15 protein-coding genes are annotated in these 19,466 nt (G+C 48.6%); 4 read left to right on the top strand and 11 right to left on the bottom strand.

Features of this window, described 5'->3' with window-relative positions; genetic code table 11:
* Nucleotides 1-66: 66 nt before the first annotated feature.
* Complete coding sequence (gene rne, locus HXZ99_RS01965; protein WP_194755585.1) at nt 67-3,174, top strand: ribonuclease E; 3,108 nt, start codon at nt 67-69, stop codon at nt 3,172-3,174.
* Nucleotides 3,175-3,265: 91 nt separating this feature from the next.
* Here the strand turns inward: rne and HXZ99_RS01960 are convergent, their stop codons facing one another.
* From HXZ99_RS01960 to gyrA, 11 genes are all read right to left on the bottom strand, one after another.
* Nucleotides 3,266-3,607 carry a helix-hairpin-helix domain-containing protein gene (locus HXZ99_RS01960; RefSeq protein ID WP_228517502.1) on the bottom strand — a complete coding sequence of 114 codons (342 nt, stop codon included), beginning with the start codon at nt 3,605-3,607 and terminating at the stop codon, nt 3,266-3,268.
* 76 nt (nt 3,608-3,683) lie between these two features.
* Nucleotides 3,684-4,391 carry an orotidine-5'-phosphate decarboxylase gene (pyrF, locus tag HXZ99_RS01955; RefSeq protein WP_194755584.1) on the bottom strand — a complete coding sequence of 236 codons (708 nt, stop codon included), beginning with the start codon at nt 4,389-4,391 and terminating at the stop codon, nt 3,684-3,686.
* The gene (gene lapB, locus HXZ99_RS01950) at nt 4,388-5,545 is read right to left on the bottom strand and encodes a lipopolysaccharide assembly protein LapB (RefSeq protein ID WP_194755583.1); all 1,158 of its coding nucleotides are present in this window, start codon (nt 5,543-5,545) and stop codon (nt 4,388-4,390) included. The genes pyrF and lapB overlap by 4 nt, the downstream gene beginning before the upstream one ends.
* A 3-nt stretch (nt 5,546-5,548) precedes the next feature.
* Entirely contained in the window at nt 5,549-5,809 is a 261-nt protein-coding gene (locus tag HXZ99_RS01945) for a lipopolysaccharide assembly protein LapA domain-containing protein (protein ID WP_194755582.1), read from the bottom strand.
* Nucleotides 5,810-5,892: 83 nt separating this feature from the next.
* Entirely contained in the window at nt 5,893-6,183 is a 291-nt protein-coding gene (locus tag HXZ99_RS01940) for an integration host factor subunit beta (protein ID WP_194755581.1), read from the bottom strand.
* A 45-nt stretch (nt 6,184-6,228) separates the two neighbouring features.
* Nucleotides 6,229-7,902 (bottom strand): 30S ribosomal protein S1, encoded by a 1,674-nt coding sequence (gene rpsA, locus HXZ99_RS01935; protein ID WP_194756040.1) that lies wholly within the window; start codon nt 7,900-7,902, stop codon nt 6,229-6,231.
* A 134-nt stretch (nt 7,903-8,036) separates the two neighbouring features.
* Nucleotides 8,037-8,768 (bottom strand): (d)CMP kinase, encoded by a 732-nt coding sequence (cmk, locus tag HXZ99_RS01930; RefSeq protein ID WP_194755580.1) that lies wholly within the window; start codon nt 8,766-8,768, stop codon nt 8,037-8,039.
* A 156-nt stretch (nt 8,769-8,924) separates the two neighbouring features.
* Nucleotides 8,925-10,223: a 3-phosphoshikimate 1-carboxyvinyltransferase gene (gene aroA, locus HXZ99_RS01925; protein ID WP_194755579.1), complete on the bottom strand. Its 1,299-nt coding sequence runs from the start codon at nt 10,221-10,223 to the stop codon at nt 8,925-8,927.
* A gap of 1 nt (nt 10,224) precedes the next feature.
* Nucleotides 10,225-11,334 carry a histidinol-phosphate transaminase gene (gene hisC, locus HXZ99_RS01920; RefSeq protein ID WP_194755578.1) on the bottom strand — a complete coding sequence of 370 codons (1,110 nt, stop codon included), beginning with the start codon at nt 11,332-11,334 and terminating at the stop codon, nt 10,225-10,227.
* A 59-nt stretch (nt 11,335-11,393) separates the two neighbouring features.
* Nucleotides 11,394-12,476, bottom strand: coding sequence for a 3-phosphoserine/phosphohydroxythreonine transaminase (gene serC / locus HXZ99_RS01915; protein WP_194756039.1), 1,083 nt, complete (start codon nt 12,474-12,476; stop codon nt 11,394-11,396).
* The gene (gene gyrA, locus HXZ99_RS01910; RefSeq protein ID WP_194755577.1) at nt 12,466-15,126 is read right to left on the bottom strand and encodes a DNA topoisomerase (ATP-hydrolyzing) subunit A; all 2,661 of its coding nucleotides are present in this window, start codon (nt 15,124-15,126) and stop codon (nt 12,466-12,468) included. The genes serC and gyrA overlap by 11 nt, the downstream gene beginning before the upstream one ends.
* A 206-nt stretch (nt 15,127-15,332) precedes the next feature.
* Between gyrA and ubiG the strand changes: the two genes are divergently transcribed.
* From ubiG to nrdA, 3 genes are all read left to right on the top strand, one after another.
* Complete coding sequence (gene ubiG, locus HXZ99_RS01905; protein ID WP_194755576.1) at nt 15,333-16,079, top strand: bifunctional 2-polyprenyl-6-hydroxyphenol methylase/3-demethylubiquinol 3-O-methyltransferase UbiG; 747 nt, start codon at nt 15,333-15,335, stop codon at nt 16,077-16,079.
* 19 nt (nt 16,080-16,098) lie between these two features.
* The gene (locus tag HXZ99_RS01900) at nt 16,099-16,767 is read left to right on the top strand and encodes an HAD family hydrolase (protein WP_194755575.1); all 669 of its coding nucleotides are present in this window, start codon (nt 16,099-16,101) and stop codon (nt 16,765-16,767) included.
* Between the two features lie 352 nt (nt 16,768-17,119).
* The gene (gene nrdA, locus HXZ99_RS01895; RefSeq protein ID WP_194755574.1) at nt 17,120-19,462 is read left to right on the top strand and encodes a class 1a ribonucleoside-diphosphate reductase subunit alpha; all 2,343 of its coding nucleotides are present in this window, start codon (nt 17,120-17,122) and stop codon (nt 19,460-19,462) included.
* Nucleotides 19,463-19,466: the final 4 nt, after the last annotated feature.

The raw sequence follows: 19,466 nt of genomic DNA, 5'->3' as shown, positions 1-19,466 counted from the left end.
AACAGGACCGTTAACAGCGGTACAGTGTTGTGATTTCGTACCTTTTAAACGTATGAGTCACAATCTATGAAAAGAATGCTAATAAATGCCACGCAACAGGAAGAGCTCCGCGTTGCGCTGGTGGATGGTCAGAAATTATTCGACTTGGATATCGAAAGCCCAGGTCACGAACAAAAGAAATCAAACATTTACAAGGGTAAAATTACCCGCGTTGAGCCTAGCTTAGAAGCTGCTTTTGTTGACTATGGCGCAGAGCGTCATGGCTTCCTTCCGTTAAAAGAAATTGCCCGCACTTACTTCCCTAAAAACTACAAATTCGATGGCCGTCCGAATATTCGTGATGTTGTCAAAGAAGGTCAGGAAGTAATTGTTCAGGTCGATAAAGAAGAGCGTGGCCAGAAAGGCGCAGCGCTAACCACCTTTATTTCCCTTGCAGGCAGTTATCTTGTTTTGATGCCCAACAACCCTCGGGCTGGCGGAATTTCACGCCGTATCGAAGGCGACGAGCGCACCCAATTAAAAGATGCCCTGTCAACGTTGGAAGTGCCTGAAGGCATGGGTTTAATCGTGCGTACCGCGGGCGTAGGCAAATCAGCAGAAGAGTTGGCTTGGGACTTAAACGTCTTAATGCACCACTGGACAGCGATTGAGCAAGTGTCTTCCACGCGCCCTGCTCCATTCCTCGTTCACCAAGAATCAAATGTTATCTTCCGCGCAATTCGAGATTACCTGCGACGCGATATCGGCGAGATTCTTATCGATGACGAGAGTATCTTTGAGCAATCCCGTGAACATATTAAAGTTGTGCGTCCAGACTTTATGAGTCGGGTAAAGCTGTATAAAGGTGACATTCCTTTATTTAGCCATTACCAAATTGAAAGCCAAATTGAATCTGCATTCCAGCGTGAAGTTCGTTTGCCTTCAGGCGGTTCTATTGTTATCGACCCAACTGAAGCCCTGACCTCCATCGATATTAACTCTGCCAAAGCAACAAAAGGCGGCGATATCGAAGAGACAGCGCTACAAACGAACTTAGAAGCAGCGGATGAAATCGCGCGCCAATTACGCTTGCGTGATGTTGGTGGCCTGATTGTTATCGACTTTATCGATATGACCCCGCCTAAGCATCAGCGTGAAGTAGAGAACCGCTTACGTGAAGCGCTTAAGCAAGACCGCGCGCGCGTGCAAACGGCGCGTATTTCTCGGTTTGGCCTTCTAGAAATGTCGCGGCAACGACTCCGTCCTTCTCTCGGCGAGTCTGCAAATCATGTGTGCCCGCGCTGTGATGGGCAAGGCACCATCCGCAGCGACGAGTCATTATCATTATCTGTGTTGCGTTTGATCGAAGAAGAAGCGCTCAAGGACAACACTGCACAAGTAAATGCTCAGGTCCCTGTGACAGTGGCCACCTACTTGCTGAACGAAAAGCGGGCAGCGTTACGCACAATTGAACAGCGTAATGGTGTGATTGTTTTAGTTATACCAAATCAGCATTTAGAAACACCGCATTTTGATGTGGCGCGCCTGCGCAAAGACGAAATTGCTGATATTCAAAGCTACCGTCTCATTCAAGCCGCAGAGATAAAAGATATTGAATTCGCAGCGCCAAAAGAAAAAATGGCCGACGAGCCTGCGTTAAAGTCGCTCAATGCGCCTGCGCCCGCTCCCGTCGCTGCCCCTGCCCCGCAGAAGCAAAGCGAACCTAAAGGTCCAGGTTTGTTTGCCAAGTTAGGTAAATGGTTATCTGCCTTGGTATCGAGTGACGAAGATACGAGCGAGAAAAAAGAAGATAAGAAGCCTGCCCGTCAAGGCCAAGCGGGTCGTGATGACCGCCGTCGTCGTGGTAATGGAAATCGCAATCGTCGCGGTGGTAGTCAGCGCTCAGGACGCGGTCAGCAAGACGATCGCAACGTTAAAGCTGCTGAGCAGGCTGAAAAACCAGTCGATAATCGTGAGCAGCAAGACAAACAAGATCAGAAATCAGGCGAGCGCTCGAGCGAAAATCGTCCACGCCGTAATCGTCGACGTCGCGGAGGCCGCTCACAAAACGAGCAAGCCGCGAAAGTGAACGAGAATCAAGCCGCTGCCGCGCAGGAAGAAGAGAAGTCTTCGGCCCAGGCCGAAAGCGGACAACCTCCCCGTGAGCGTCGTGAACGCCGTCAGTTGGAAAAAAGTGTTCGACTCGGTAAAGGGGCTGCGCCGGCAAGCGTAGAACCGAAGACAACCGATACTAGCACCGCCAAAGATGACACAGATTCGACGCAGGTCGCTGCAGAGCAAAGTAATGCTGCGGATTCGATGTCCACAGAACAGGCACCACAAGAAACCGCTAAGCAGGATGTGGTGCAGTCTAATGGTGACGAAAACACTGCCGCAGAACAAGAAAGTGCTGAAGTAGCGGCAACAGAAGCCACCACTGAGAAGAAACCACGTCGTCGCACACGTCGTAAGTCTGAAAAGAAAGACGATGGACAGACCGAAGTAGCTTCAGCTTCAGAAGATACGACAACGGCGGACGCAAAATCAGAGAATAGCGCCCAAGCAGCGGTACCTGATGAGAGTTCGGATCAGGCAGAGTCAGTAGAAGCGCCCGTAGATGCTGAAAAGCCAAAACGTGGCCGCCCTGCCAAGAAAAAAGCTGAGGCTGAGCAAGCCGACACTGATGCAGTTGTTGAAGCTGAATCTGCCACTGAAACCGATGCGAAAGCTGATGTCGATGTGAACCCTGATGCTGTTGCAAAAACTGTGGCTGATACGAATGCTGATGTGGATGCACAAGCTGAAGAAACCTCAGCGGTGACTGAGCCAACAGAAACAGCAGACGCAGCCGAAACCAAGCCTGCGCAGGTGCAACCACAAGAAGAAGTGGCAAGCACAACAGCAGACGCTGAACAGCCAGTGGCAAAGGCTGAGAGTGAGTCAACTTCCCCAGAGCCTGTAAGCTCTGTAGTTGATAAGCCTGTCGCTAAGCCAGTAGCGAAACCTGCGCAAATATTGCGGGCAAGCGCTGCTATGACTAAGGCCCCAGCGGTACCCGTTGCTACCGATGTTCAGTTTCCAAGTGGTCGCAATGAATCAGAACGGCCGGCAGTAACCCACTCTGGGCGAGCGTCGGGTATTTCAGGAGCAGTCAACTCGGCAACCTCAGAGATGACGCGCTGCCAAGCTGATTAAGCGCATGTAGAAAACAAACGCCTTTATTGCCTAGCAAAAACAGAACGCCGGTTTATTTAGATAAGCCGGCGTTTTTATTTGGCTATTACACTTAAAGAATAATGCGCTCTCGGTTTTCGTTCAGAACTTTAATGCCTAAGCCACGTACCTGTAGTAGCTGATCAATGTCGGTAAACCCACCCAATGTTTCCCGCAGTTCAATGATCGCTCGTGCACGCGCCAAACCCACACCGCGCAGCTTTGCCGCGAGCTCTTCCACACTCGCGCGATTAATGTTCACCGTTTCTTGTTGGGCTTCGTTGTTCAGTACTTGCGTATGGGGCAACATAGAAGTGTATGCCACTGTACTTGCGGATGCCGACATCATGTGTAGCGATGAAGACGCAATCAGTGCCGTAAACACAATTGATAAAACACGTTTTTGATAGTGCATAGGTAATCCCTCTTAAGTTAGAACGCAGCATTCCGTGCTACGTTCTCTTAGTATATATGGAGGGATTTCTAGGAGGCTAGGATAGAACTTGGGATATTTCGTGGTTAATTGCGGAAAGCATGTCATTTGGTGTTGCGCTCTCGCGAATGGGTCGCCCCATCACGAGATAATCCACACCCGCTTCAATTGCAGCGCTAGGCGTCATCACCCGATGCTGATCATGACTGTCACTACCTGCCGGACGAATTCCCGGAGTCACTAACAGAAAGTCATCACCCAATGCGGCTTTTAACATCAATGCTTCACGTGCTGAACATACAACACCGTCAAGTCCGCTCTCTTTGGCCAATTCAGCCAGGGCCAATACGTGCTCATTCAAACTACGCTCAATGCCCAAACTGGCAAGTGTGTCATTATCCATGCTGGTTAATACGGTTACCGCAATAAGCTTAGGCGCTTTATCGCCATAAGGACTTAATGCAGCCTTGGCCGCGTCTAACATGGCCTTGCCGCCGCTTGCATGCACATTCACCATCCAAACCCCGAGTTCCGCCGCTGCTTTCACCGCTTTTGCCACGGTATGGGGAATATCGTGAAACTTCAGATCAAGGAACACCTCAAACCCGCGCCGGTGCAGATCCCGAATAAAGTCTGGGCCCGCGACTGTGAATAGCTCTTTGCCGACTTTCAGTCGACACTCTTCTGGATTAATGGTTGAGACACAATTGAGTGCATCGGGAACGTTATCAAAATCAAGTGCTAATATGATTCGTTTTTCTCTCATTCGCCGTCGAGTCCTCGCGTTGGTTTAATGGTTCCCCAGGATTTACAAGATGGGCAGTGCCAATACAAAGTTTGACCAGAAAATCCGCAGTGCCTGCAGCGATACCGTGAACGCTGCTTTAGTTGCTCAGAGACCATGGTGGCCAACATATGCAGGCTCTTTTTGGCTTTACCTGAATCGGCTGATGCGACATTAAATTCAATAAGTTTATGAAAGGCGCGCATGGTTGGATTTTTCTGTAGCGCAACCATCATAAACTGTTCCGCAGCTTCCCTGTCATTGCGTTTAGCGATGATATCGGCAAGCATCACGACGGCGCTCGCACAGGGCTTCTCCATCACAATATCATGCAGAAAACTCACCAAGCCTTCTTGATCATCTAAATCATCGTAGGCGGTGCGTAATAATGGCAGAACTTCGGGTATAAAATCGGGGTCTGCGTCGGCAATTGGCAACAAATAGGCTAACGCTTTCTTCGCTTTCTTCTCACCTAACCACCAGCGGCCTAACGACAAGCGCGCACGAATGCAGCCTTTGTCGTGCTTCAGTGCTTTTTCATAGAACTTTAAGGTAGCTTGGGCATCACCTTGTGCATCGGCCAATTCACAATAGAGTTGGGCAACAATAGGCAAAACAGATTTATCTTGTTTGGAGAGTTTTAATGCAACCCAAATGGCTTTATCCCATTCATGGGTGGCCTCATAGAGCGATAACAAATTAGTTAAACTCTCTGCTTGATAACTCGAATGTTGCTGCAATTCCGAAAACATTTTTTCTGCACGATCATATAAGCCGGCAGACAAATAATCTTGGCCTAACTCAAACATTGCGTGATGGCGTTCTTGTTCGGATAGTGAAGGACGGGAGATTAAATTCTGATGGATGCGAATGGCCCGCTCTACTTCCCCACGGCGGCGAAATAGTTTTCCGAGCGTCCAGTGCGTTTCAATAGTTTCACTATCAATATCAAGCATATCGATAAAGAGATCGACTGCTTTGTCGCTCTGCTCTGAGAGCAACAAATTGATACCAGTAACATAGTTACGGGAGAATTCTTCCTGCTCTTTGCGCTGCTCAACGCGAACACTGTTTCTGCCCATGAACCAGCCATAGGCAGCAGCGACCGGCAATAGCAGAAACAGCAGTTCAAGCATGTGCTATTTGGCTCCAGCAGATTTAACTAATGCTTTTTTGAGCCGACGAACTTGCCATTTGAGCCGCCAATATCCGAGCGACACTGTAAGTAAACCAAGCACAAAACCAATGGCGAGTGTCACGCCCAATATACTCGCAACAGAAAAGGTACGTTCGACCACGAGCAGATTTAAAGACACCTCTTGCGCATTATGTTTACCAATCACAAATGCCAATAAAAACAACAGTATAATAGGTATCAAAATTAAGATTACACGAGCCATAGCAAATCCCTGAACGGCGCTGCAAATAAAAAAGGCACGCCATTATAGCATGCCTTTTTGAAATTACGTCTAACCGACAACGGCTAACCTTGAATTGATTCGTTGACTCGTTCCCGCAACGCTTTTCCCGGTTTGAAATGGGGAACATACTTGCCCCCCAAATCCACTTGCTCGCCGGTTTTAGGATTACGGCCAACCCGAGGTCTGCGGAAATGAAGTGAAAAACTTCCAAATCCACGAATTTCAATGCGGTCTCCATCGGCCAAAGCGTGAACCATGACTTCGAGAATCTCCCGAACACCGCGCTCCACATCTTTAGGCTGCAGCTCAGGCTGCTTCGCAATCAAAATCTCAATCAGTTCAGACTTCGTCATAACAGATCCTTAATGATTCACAAAGCAGCCAATTTTTGGCGATGATTAATCGTCAGTTTTTGCTGCTTTGAACGCTTCTGCCATTGCGCTACTAAACGCATTGTCTTCAGTTGCGTTAACACTTTCCATTGCCGCTTTCTCTTCAGCTTCGTCTTTCGCTTTGATAGACAGGCTGATTACGCGATTCTTGCGGTCGATTCCCATGTACCGAGCTTCAATGCTGTCGCCAACATTTAGTACAGTAGATGCGTCTTCAACACGATCACGAGAGATATCAGATGCACGAACGTAACCTTCTACGCCGTCGGCCAAACTAACAGTTGCGCCCTTGGCGTCAACTTCAGTGACCTTACCTGTAACAATAGCACCCTTCTTGTGAGCCGCAAGGAAGTTATTCACTGGATCTTCAGAAATCTGCTTGATGCCCAGAGAGATACGCTCGCGCTCTGCGTCAACTTGAAGAACAACGGCTTCAACTTCTTCGCCTTTCTTAAAGTCACGTACGGCTTCTTCGCCGGCAGCGTTCCAAGAAATATCAGATAAGTGAACTAGTCCGTCGATGTTGCCATCAAGACCGATAAAGATACCGAAGTCAGTAATTGACTTGATCTTACCGCTGACTTTGTCACCTTTCTGATGGTTCTTCGCAAATTCTTCCCATGGGTTCGGTTTACATTGCTTGATACCCAGAGAAATACGACGACGTTCTTCGTCGATTTCAAGAACCATAACTTCAACCACGTCATCTAAATTAACAATTTTAGATGGGTGAACGTTTTTGTTGGTCCAATCCATTTCAGACACGTGAACCAAACCTTCAACGCCTTCTTCCAGTTCAACAAAGCAACCGTAGTCGGTAAGGTTGGTAACGCGACCTTGCAGGGTTGAGTTTTCTGGGTAACGCGCAGAGATATCGCTCCACGGATCTTCGCCAAGCTGTTTTAGACCTAAAGAAACACGGGTACGGTCACGATCGAATTTCAGAACCTTACAGGTGATTTCATCGCCAACATTCACGATTTCGCTTGGATGCTTAACGCGCTTCCATGCCATATCAGTGATGTGCAACAAGCCGTCAACGCCACCTAAATCTACGAATGCACCGTAGTCGGTTAGGTTCTTAACGATACCTGTAACTTCTTGACCTTCCTGAAGGTTTTCAAGCAATTGATCACGCTCTGCACTGTTCTCTTTCTCGATAACAGCACGACGAGAAACAACAACGTTGTTGCGCTTCTGGTCAAGCTTGATCACTTTGAATTCCAAGTCACGGTTTTCAAGGTGAGCTGTGTCACGGATAGGACGTACATCAACCAAAGAACCTGGTAAGAATGCGCGTACACCGTTCAGGTCAACTGTGAAGCCGCCTTTTACTTTACCGCTGATAATACCGATAACAGTTTCGTCATTTTCATGAGCAGCTTCAAGCTGTACCCATGCTTCGAAACGCTTCGCTTTCTCACGAGAAAGAATCGTTTCTCCGAAACCGTCTTCTACTGCGTCAAGAGCCACTTCTACGGTATCGCCTACAGCGATTTCAAGTACACCGTCAGCGTTCATGAACTGTTCAGCAGGGATGGCACTTTCAGATTTCAGGCCGGCGTCTACCAGTACAAGATCTTTCTCAATGGCAACAACAGTGCCTTTTACGATAGAACCAGGACGGGTTTCGATTTCTTTGAGGCTTTCCTCAAACAGCTGGGCAAAATTTTCAGTCATAAGTTTAATTAACTTCGCTTTAAATACATCCACCGAACATCCGTGGCGGCGGGGTTGTTTTACTTTGTTAGCGCATTCCGTCGCACTAACCCTTGAACGGCCCTTTGGCCTTCAAATTCTTTCCTTTGTGGCTGCTAAGCTGATGAAACTGATAGCTTTTCATGTGCAAACTGAAGCACTTGCGCAACCACTTCTTCAATGGTTAAATCGGTAGAGTCTAGAAACAACGAATCCTCCGCTGGCTTCAGTGGAGCCACAGAGCGATTCATATCGCGATCATCCCGATCTTTAATTTCACTGATTAATTCGTCGATATTAGCATCAAAGCCCTTTTCCTGCAATTGCTGATAGCGACGATTCGCCCGTTCTTCGGCGCTTGCAGTAAGGAATATCTTCGCTTCCGCATCTGGGAAAACCACGGTTCCCATATCGCGACCGTCTGCTACCAATCCTGGCATTTCCCGAAAGGCCCGCTGACGGCGCAACAGGGCTTCGCGCACACGCGGTAAAGCGGCAATTTTAGACGCGTCGGCACCCACTTGTTCGGTGCGAATCGTCATCGTGATATCTTCACCTTCAAGGATAACGTGGGTTAAGCCCGTTTCTTCATTAGCTAAAAATTCCACGTCGAGATCCGTCGCCAATGCCACCAAACTATCTTCGTCTGACGGCTCAAAATCGTGGTGCATCGCGGCGATGGCCAACACGCGGTAGATAGCGCCGCTATCTAAGAGATGCCAACCTAATGTCTCCGCCAGTAAACGACACACGGTGCCCTTACCCGAACCGCCTGGTCCGTCAATGGTAATCACCGGAGCAAGGCGTTCTGCCGCAGCGGTCGTTTTGCCTGGTTCGATATCCGACATGTCTACCTCAATTGCTACCAATAGTTGAGCGCAACCGCGTCAAATCGATTGCGCATAATAAAATCAAGCGCCAAAATTATACGGATTTGGCAGAAAATTGCATCTTAAATTACGCAATATCGCTCGTTTTCTGTGCAGAACTGCACGAGGGGCCCATTACCGGGTGGAACTCAACAGGGATGAAAACTCGGAAAAGTAAGAAGGAAATGTCTTCCGACAACAGTCAGGATCTTCAATAGTTACGCTATTGCTGGCAAATGCGAGCAACGAAAAGCACATCGCCATGCGGTGGTCATCATAGGTTGCAATACGGGCATGGCGAATTACTTGCGGTGGCGTGATCACAATGAAATCGTCGCCCTCTTCCACCCTAGCACCGGTTTTGCGCAGTTCTGTCGCCATGGCATGCAGTCGATCGGTTTCTTTTAAGCGCCAATTGTAGATATTACCAATGCGCGTTGTGCCTTTCGCGAACAAGGCTGTTGTTGCTATCGTCATCGCCGCGTCTGGGATGTCGTTTAAATCAAAATCGCCCCCACGCAGGTCACTTCCGCGTCGCACGGTAATCTCACGCTCACTGTACTCAACCTGAGCCCCCATGCTGGCTAATACTTCAGCGAACCGCTTATCTCCCTGCAAACTTGCAGAACCGACACCTTCCACGGTCACAGGTCCGCCAGCAATGGCTGCAGCCGCTAGGAAGTACGAGGCAGATGATGCATCTCCCTCAATCCAATACACGCCAGGGCTTCGATAGCGTTGCCCGCCCTGCACTTGATAGTGTCCGAGACGAGAACTCTGCACATCAACGCCGAAACTTTGCATCATCGCAAGGGTAAGTTGAATATATGGTGCCGATACTATCTCGCCACTCAGCACCAACTCCGAATCCTGTCCAAGCAACGGCAGCAACATAAGAATGGCGGAAACATATTGGCTCGATAAGCTGCCATCGAGGTGAATTACGCCACCACGTAAAGGCTTACCTTGAATCCGCAAGGGCGGAAAGCCGGGCTCACCTAGATAGTCAATCTGCGCGCCCATCGCTTTCAGAGCGTCTATTTGTGGACCAATCGGGCGCTCATACATCCGTGGCTCGCCGGTGAGCATAAATTCCCCCTCGGCAGCCGCTAACATAGCGGCAAGAGGTCGCATCGCGGTACCCGCATTGCCGAGGAATAGTTCAAGGGGTTGTCGACTTTTAAATAAGCCGCCATTACCCTGCACCACAAACTGGGTATCGCTGTCACCATCCGCTACCCCAATCCCTAACGCAGTAAGTGCTTCACGCATGCGCTGAGTATCGTCACTCAGCAACATGTTATCTAAGCGCGTCTCGCCCTCGGCAAGCGCGGCAAGAAGCAGTGCCCGATTAGCGATACTCTTAGAACCGGGCAAGATCACCCGGCCCGAGCAAGCATTTGCGTGGGGTAAAGTCAGTGTGGTGACGGTCATATTATTGCCCGTTCAGAATTTCCGCCATCGCGTTACAGAAGGCGTCATTCTCTTGCGGTAAGCCGATGCTCACTCGCAAGTGATTAGGCAGCTCATAGCCTGCTACAGGGCGCACAATCACCCCTTTGTGCAATAGCTTGGTAAATATTTCCGCAGATTCAGAGCCGGTCTCAATGGTTAAGAAGTTTCCATAAGACGGAATATAGTCAAGACCGTGATGTTCACAGAAACGAATCAGTTGCTGCATGCCGTCACTGTTCACTTCAACCGAACGTTCGATAAAGTCGTCATCTTTAAGCGCGGCCATACTCGCAGTCAGAGCAAGCTCATTCATATTGAAAGGCTGACGAATGCGGTTCATTAAATCCGCAACCGCCGGGTGACTCACCATATAGCCCGCGCGCAAACCAGCTAATCCATAAGCCTTTGAAAAGGTGCGGCTGACCACGAGGTTTGGATATGCTTGGATCCACTCAAAGCTTGGTGCCCGTTCAGCTTCAGGGACATACTCGTAATAAGCCTCGTCGAGTACAACCAACACGTGCTTTGGCACCTGCTTAATAAAATCTTCCAATGCCTCTTTGGTTAAAAAAGTTCCCGTTGGATTATTCGGGTTCGCAATAAACACCATCCGCGTTTTGTCAGTGATAGCGGCCAACATCGCCGGTAAGTCGTGGCCATAATCTTTCGCGGGTACGGCAACGGGTGTCGCCCCAATCGCTTTCGTCACTAACGGATATACAACAAATGCATGCTGCGAAAAAATGACTTCATTGGCAGGTGTAACATAGGTGCGGGCTAACAATTCGAGCACATCATTGGAGCCGTTCCCGAGCGTAATTTGTTTCGCTGAGACGGCAAATTTATCAGCAATCGCTTGTTTCAAATAAAAGCCATTTGCATCGGGGTAACGAGCTAGCTCACTAATTCGTGCAGCGAGAGCGTCACGAACCTTCGGACTAACCCCCAGCGGGTTTTCATTTGATGCAAGCTTTACGATATTACGGATACCAAGCTCACGTTCAACTTCCTCGATGGGCTTGCCTGCTTGATATGGCTGAAGCTCGCGAATACCGGGTAATGCTAAACGTGCTGCGTCAAACTCTTGCATGGGATTCCTCAATTACTCATTGTACGTTTTTATAAATTATCGCCCATCGACTGTGGACGTTACTGATATTCTTTTGCAAAACGGGTCATAAAATCGACCAATGCCTTTGCACCGTCATAAGGCATCGCGTTATACAGACTTGCTCGCATACCGCCGACAAAACGATGGCCTTTTAATGACATCAAACCTTCTTTCTCAGCCCGGCGCAGAAACTCCTCGTCGAGGGCTGGATTCACCAATTGAAACGGAATATTCATTCGCGATCGGTTCTGTGGTGCGATGGTATTGTGATAGAACGACGAATTATCCACGCACTCATAAATTAACTCTGATTTGCGTTGATTTAATTCCGCCATTGCGGGAAGGCCACCTTCCGCTTTTAACCACTTAAATACTTCCGCCGCCAGATACCAAGCAAAGGTATTTGGCGTGTTATACATAGATTTCTCTGCCGCCTGAATTTTATAATTCATCACCGTGCATACTTGATTCTGCGCAGTGGCTTCAAGCAAATCGTTGCGGATAATCACGACGGATAAACCGGAAGGACCTATGTTTTTCTGGGCACCTGCGTAAATAATCCCAAACCGACTGACATCAAGGGGCTCAGAGAGTATCGACGAGGACATGTCCGCAACCACGGGAACCGTTACATCAGGAACCTCATGCAGAGCCATACCATCGACCGTTTCGTTTGGACAATAATGTAAATAGCTGGCATTCGGAGATAACGACCAATCGGATAACGGCGGAATTATTTTTCCGTCCGGGCCGTCGATCACATGTGCTACTTCATTCACGACGCGCACATATTTTTTGGCTTCTCGAATAGCATATCCAGACCAAATACCGGAGTTGAGGTAATCGACCGTTGCATCCGAACTAGCAATATTCAGAGGAACAGCAGAGAATTGACCGCGCCCTCCGCCATGCATAAATAACACAGAATAGTTATTTGGAATGCTCATGAGATCGCGAAGATCTTGCTCCGCTTCCTCAGTCATTTTTACGTAAACTGGATCCCGGTGGCTGATCTCCATGACGGAAATTCCTAGCCCCTGCCAATTAACAAGCTCGCGTTGTGCCTTTTCTAAAACAGGGGCCGGCAACATCGCCGGCCCCGCTGAGAAGTTAAAGATCATCACCCGTAGCTCCGGAACCTGAATCTTCATCCACGTCTGGCGCGTCTACATCAGTATTCGCTTCGGTGTCCGTGCTTTCATCAGCGTCGGCATCCACCAACCCTTCTTCAAGCTCTTCTTCCATTTCAGCGATACGTGCCATACCTACCACCACTTCATCAGTACCGGTACGAATTAGGGTCACACCTTGTGTATTGCGCCCTACCGTTGATACTTCATCAACGCGAGTACGCACCAAAGTACCACGATTACTGATTAGCATGAGGTGTTCACCAGGAACCACTTCAAGGGCCCCCACCACAGCGCCATTACGTTCCGACACCTTAATGGAAACAACCCCCATGGTTGCCCGAGACTTGGCAGGATAATCGGCGAGCGGTGTGCGCTTACCAAACCCGTTTTCAGTCACCGTAAGAATGGCGCTTTCAGCACTGCGCGGCACAATCAAAGACACAATACGTTGGTCTGGAGGAATGCGCATGCCGCGAACACCCGTAGCTGTCCGCCCCATCGAGCGTACGTGATTTTCGCTAAAGCGAACCACTTTACCCGCATCCGAGAAGAGCAGAATCTCTGAATCACCTTGAGTGAGGTCAACGCCAATCAGCTCATCACCATCATTTAGATTCAACGCGATAATGCCGCTGGTCCGTGGACGTGAATATTCGACCAATGGTGTTTTCTTCACGGTTCCCATACGCGTTGCCATAAACACAAAGCGCTCTTCTGAGAAGTCAGAGACCGGCAAAATAGCGGTAATTCGTTCGTTATCTTCAAGCGGTAACAGGTTCACAATCGGCTTACCGCGCGCAGCACGGCTCGCATACGGAAGTTGGTAAGTTTTCATCCAATACACGCGGCCACGACTTGAGAAGCAAAGAATCATATCGTGGGTGTTGGCCACCAATAAACGTTCGATGAAATCTTCATCTTTCATTTTGGTTGCTGCTTTGCCTTTACCGCCCCGTTTCTGCGCTTCGTATTCTTTCAACGATTGATACTTTACGTAGCCTTGGTGTGACAAGGTCACCACAACATCTTCTTGTTCAATCAAGTCTTCCATATTGATGTCATGGCTGGCAGCAGTAATTTCGGTGCGACGTTCGTCACCGAACTCAGCCTTTGCTGCGACTAGCTCTTCACGAATCACTTCCATCAAACGCTCAGAACTTGCCAAGATGTGCATCAGCTCAGCAATAGTATCGAGAAGTCCTTTATATTCTGTCAGGATTTTCTCGTGCTCAAGCCCAGTTAACTTATGCAAACGCAAATCTAGAATCGCTTGGGCTTGTACTTCAGTGAGTCGATAATCGCTACCGATGACACCAAAGCCCTCTTCCACCCAATCAGGACGCGCGGCATCAACACCAGCACGCTCCAACATCACCGCGACATCACCTAGGCTCCACATCTGCTCAATCAGTTGCGCTTTTGCTTCTGCTGGGGACGGTGAACGCTTAATTAGCTCAATAATCTCATTAATATTCGCCAGAGCAACAGCTAACCCTTCCAGGGTATGAGCACGCTCTCGGGCTTTACGCAATTCAAATACGGTACGACGCGTAACAACTTCACGGCGGTGTGTAATGAAGGCTTCAATCATTTCACGCAGGGTAAACAACTTCGGCTGGCCCTTATCTAGCGCCACCATGTTGAAACCAAACGCGACTTGCATCTGCGTATTTTGATAGAGGTGGTTGAGCATGACTTCGCCCGACTCGCCCCGCTTCAATTCAATCACCACGCGCATACCGTCTTTATCAGACTCATCGCGCAGCGCACTAATACCTTCAATGCGCTTGTCTTTTACCAACTCAGCAATTTTCTCAATGAGCTTGGCTTTATTCACCTGATAGGGAAGCTCATGCACGACAATGGTGTCACGACCGTTGTTTTCGTCAGTGATTACATCGGCACGTGCACGAATGTAAATCTTTCCACGGCCTGTCCGATACGCATCAATGATGCCCTGGCGACCCGATAGGATACCCGCAGTTGGGAAATCTGGACCTGGAATGTGCTCCATCAGCTCTTCAAGCTGAATGTCAGGATTGTCGACCATGGCCAAACAGCCATTAATCACTTCCGTCAGGTTATGTGGCGGAATATTCGTTGCCATACCAACGGCGATACCTGATGAGCCATTGGCTAACAAGTTAGGAATACGCGTGGGCAGCACTTCAGGGATAAACTCGGTGCCATCGTAGTTGGGTACGAAGTCGACGGTTTCTTTGTCTAGATCAGCAAGTAACTGATGGGCAATTTTTGACATCCGCACTTCGGTATAACGCATGGCCGCTGCAGAGTCGCCATCGACGGAACCGAAGTTTCCTTGGCCGTCGGCAAGCATGTATCGAAGTGAGAACGGCTGCGCCATTCGTACGATGGTATCGTAAACCGCAGAGTCACCATGAGGATGGTATTTACCAATCACATCACCCACAACCCGGGCTGACTTCTTGTAAGGTTTATTAAAATCATTTCCAAGTACATTCATCGCGAACAAAACGCGACGGTGCACCGGTTTTAAACCATCCCTAACGTCCGGTAACGCGCGCCCGATAATAACGCTCATTGCGTAATCGAGATACGAATTCTTCAGTTCATCCTCGATGTTAATCGGCATGATTTCTTTGGCAAGATCGCTCATATTTTTTCCCTAACCAGTACTCTTTGTATCGTTATAGTTCTCGAGTAAATCGCCTATCTTTTTAACCGAAGCAGAATATCACAGGGATCGGCTTTTGACGACTCCCTTGCATGCTTTCAGATAACTTTAGCTAGGCACACACAAAGACTGGTAGAGCCGATGCGCTTTGGGTACACTTTGTTCCCATAAATCTTTACTGCTCAGGAATGACCATGCAAGCGAAGGCCACAAACCCGAACGTCGACCCCGCTGAAATTGAAAAATTTAATAGTATGGCCACACGTTGGTGGGATCCCGATGGCGATTTTCGTCCATTACATCAGATTAATCCGCTGCGGTTGGAGTTTATTGATTTGTATGGGCTTGGGCTTGCTGGCCGAAAAGTCGTTGATGTAGGTTGTGGCGGCGGACTGCTAACGGAAGCAATGGCAAAGGCAGGCGCTCAGGTCACCGGTATTGATATGAGCCCTGATGCTTTAGGGGTTGCCCGTTTGCACGCGCTAGATTCTGAGTTAACCATCGATTACCAACAAACTACCGCGGAAGACTTTGCGATGGCGCACGCCGGACAATTCGATGTGGTCACATGCATGGAAATGCTTGAGCATGTGCCCGACCCCGCCGCTGTAGTGCGTGCTTGCGCAACGCTGGTAAAACCGGGTGGCCGCTTAGTTTTTTCAACCTTAAATCGCACCCTAAAAGCCAAGTTATTGGGTGTTTTTGTCGCAGAATATGTCTTACGTTGGGTCCCCAAAGGCACCCACGATGCAGAGAAGTTCATTCGTCCTTCTGAGCTTATTCGTTTTGCTGAAGACGCGGGCCTTAAAGAGATTGCCGCCACCGGAATTCATTACAATCCGCTGCTTAGTCAGTTCTTTTTGAGTGACCGCAACTTAGATGTGAACTATATCGTTGCTTGTGAACGGCCTGCTGCCGAACAACCGTCCGCCTAATCATTGAATCAGGGAAACTATGACCACGCGCGAATCCAAACCCGCAATCCTTTTTGATCTTGACGGCACGCTTTTAGATACAGCCCCTGATCTTGGCTTTGCCTTAAACGAAGTGCTCAAGCGTTATGAATTCCCCGAGAAAACCGCACATGAGATTCGCCCGCATGCATCTCACGGTTCCTATGGCCTGTTGCGGTTAGGTTTTGGCGATGCCTTTGAACGTTTTAACACACAGGCGCTACGGCAGGAATTTCTCGACATTTACGAAGCGCATACCTGCGTGCACACCGTCTTATTTCCCGGCGTTGCCGACACGCTGGCCGCCTTGAAGAAAAAAGGAATTCGACTCGGTATCGTCACCAACAAACCCACTCTCTATACCAAGCTCGTGGTGCAAGAGTTCGCACCCCTTGCGGAAATCGATGTGTTGGTATGTGGCGATACGCTCGCCGTAAACAAACCCCACCCTGACCCCCTCTTGCTTGCCGCTAAACAACTTCAGGTAAAGCCACAGGATTGTTTTTATGTGGGTGATGCCGAACGTGACATCGAAGCAGGCCGACGGGCATCGATGGAAACCATACTCGCTGCTTATGGGTATCTTGGTGACCATGATGTTGTTCATGACTGGGGCGCCGACCATCACATCGACGCTTTTCAGGATCTCCTTCAGTGGTATAAAAATTAACCACCAGGGCGAAAGTGCTCGTTGTTGTCACAGCTAAAAATTCAAGAAACAGCACGAACTTGGCGATTTCATCGACAGCACGAATCGCATATACTTTTTAATATCGTATTAGCGATTGTAAATAACTAATAATTCTAAAATCACAAATTTGCCTGTACGCCTTGAGATTGTTGAAATTTATGATTTGCAACCCTCGGCCCTGCGAAAAAATGCAAATTCTTGTCTTGATCAACGACGCACTCGTGACTAGCATACGTTTTAAACCGCAACACTATATATTGTGTGAAAACCCATCAAGCACGATCTATGACCACAAGATATAGTGATAAGAAAAACCACCTGCGAGGGTTATATGAGCCAGTCAATTAATGTCACAAAGCGCGATGGTACTACTGAAGCGCTTGATTTAGATAAAATCCATCGTGTCATCAGTTGGGCCTCCGAAGGTCTGCGTAACGTTTCTGTCTCGCAGGTTGAGTTGAAATCACGCATTCAATTCTACGATGGCATCAAAACTGCCGACATTCATGAAACCATTATCCGCGCAGCGGCTGAACTTATCAGTGATGAAGTACCTGACTATCAGTTCTTAGCGGCGCGCTTAGCTATTTTCCATTTGCGCAAAAAGGCTTTCGGCGAATTTGAACCGCCGCATTTGTACGACCATGTCAGTAAACTGGTCGGCATGAATCGTTACGATAAGCATTTGCTCGAAGATTACAGTCGCGAAGAATTCGAGGAAATGAACGGCTACCTCGATCACAGCCGTGACCTGAACTTTTCTTATGCAGCGGTGAAACAGCTCGAAGGCAAATATTTAGTGCAAAACCGGGTTACCGGTGATGTGTATGAGAGTGCGCAATTTCTCTATATTTTGGTTGCTGCTTGTTTGTTTGCAACCTATCCAAAAGAAAAGCGCTTGGATTATATCCGTCGTTTTTACGATGCGACCTCTCTTTTCAAATTATCACTGCCAACCCCCATTATGTCTGGGGTTCGCACACCTACGCGGCAATTCAGCTCATGCGTACTCATTGAGTGTGGCGACAGCCTCGATTCCATTAACGCCACCGCCAGTGCCATTGTGAAGTACGTATCCCAGCGTGCCGGTATCGGTATTAATGCAGGTCGTATCCGTGCGTTAGGCAGCCCTATTCGTAACGGCGAAGCATTCCACACCGGATGTATTCCATTCTTTAAATACTTCCAAACAGCGGTAAAGAGCTGTTCACAAGGGGGTGTTCGAGGTGGGGCCGCTACCCTCTTCTACCCGCTTTGGCACTTGGAAGTCGAATCATTGTTGGTGTTGAAGAATAACCGTGGTGTGGAAGAAAACCGCGTCCGTCATCTTGATTACGGCGTGCAATTTAACAAGCTGATGTATCAACGTTTGGTGAAAGATCAATATATCACCCTGTTTAGTCCGTCTGACGTTCCTGGGTTATACGATGCGTTCTTTGCCGATCAAGACGAATTTGAGCGCTTGTACGTTCAGTATGAGGCGGATGACAGTATTCGCAAAAAACGGATTAAAGCCATTGAGCTCTTTAGTTTGTTCATGCAAGAGCGGGCCAGCACCGGTCGGATTTACTTACAAAACGTCGACCACACCAACAATCACAGCCCATTCAATCCGAAATTAGCACCGGTTCGGCAGAGTAACTTGTGCTTGGAGATCGCATTACCAACGAAGCCACTTCAGCACATCAACGATGCAGAAGGGGAAATTGCCCTCTGTACGCTGTCGGCATTCAACCTTGGCGCCATCAAATCGCTAGACGACTTTGAAGAACTCGCTGATTTAGCCGTGCGCGCCCTCGATAGCCTGTTGGATTACCAAGATTATCCGGTTCCTGCAGCCTTTAATGCGTCCATGGCCCGTCGTACGCTTGGTATCGGCGTGATTAACTTCGCCTATTATTTAGCGAAAAACGGCGTGCGCTACAGCGATGGCAGTGCAAATAATCTGGTGCATCGTACCTTCGAAGCCATGCAGTATTATTTAATGAAAGCTTCAAATGAACTCGCGAAAGAAAAAGGCGCATGTGCCAAATTTAACGAAACCACCTATTCCGAAGGTATCATGCCCATCGATACCTATAAAAAGGATCTGGATGCAATTTGCTCGGAACCACTGCATTACGATTGGGAAGCCTTGCGTGAGTCGGTGAAAACCCATGGTTTACGCAACTCCACGTTATCTGCGTTAATGCCGTCGGAAACCTCCTCGCAAATTTCCAATGCGACCAATGGTATTGAACCTCCTCGCGGTCATGTGAGCGTTAAATCCTCCAAAGACGGCGTGATGAAGCAAGTTGTTCCAGAATATGAGCGCTTAAAAGATCAGTATGAGCTACTGTGGAGTATTCCAAATAATAAAGGCTATTTGGAATTGGTTGGTATTATGCAGAAGTTCGTCGACCAAACCATTTCTGCAAACACCAACTACGATCCGTCCAAGTTTGAAGGCGGTCGGGTGCCGATGAAGCAGTTATTACAAGATCTGCTGTATGCCTATAAGTTAGGCGTAAAAACCATGTACTATCACAATACTCGGGACGGCGCATCTGACAGCCAGATCGATATGAGTTCTAGCATCCGGAAAAAACTCGAAGAAAGCGCCAAGCAAGGCGAAGCGGTCACTGCAGTCATTGAAGAAGATGATGATTGCGCTGGCGGTGCATGCAAAATTTGAGGTA

The organism is Aliidiomarina indica, from assembly GCF_015354615.1.
GTDB lineage: Bacteria > Pseudomonadota > Gammaproteobacteria > Enterobacterales > Alteromonadaceae > Aliidiomarina > Aliidiomarina indica.
Note: the sequence above shows the minus strand (reverse complement) of the source record. Positions and strands in the feature narration are given on the sequence as shown.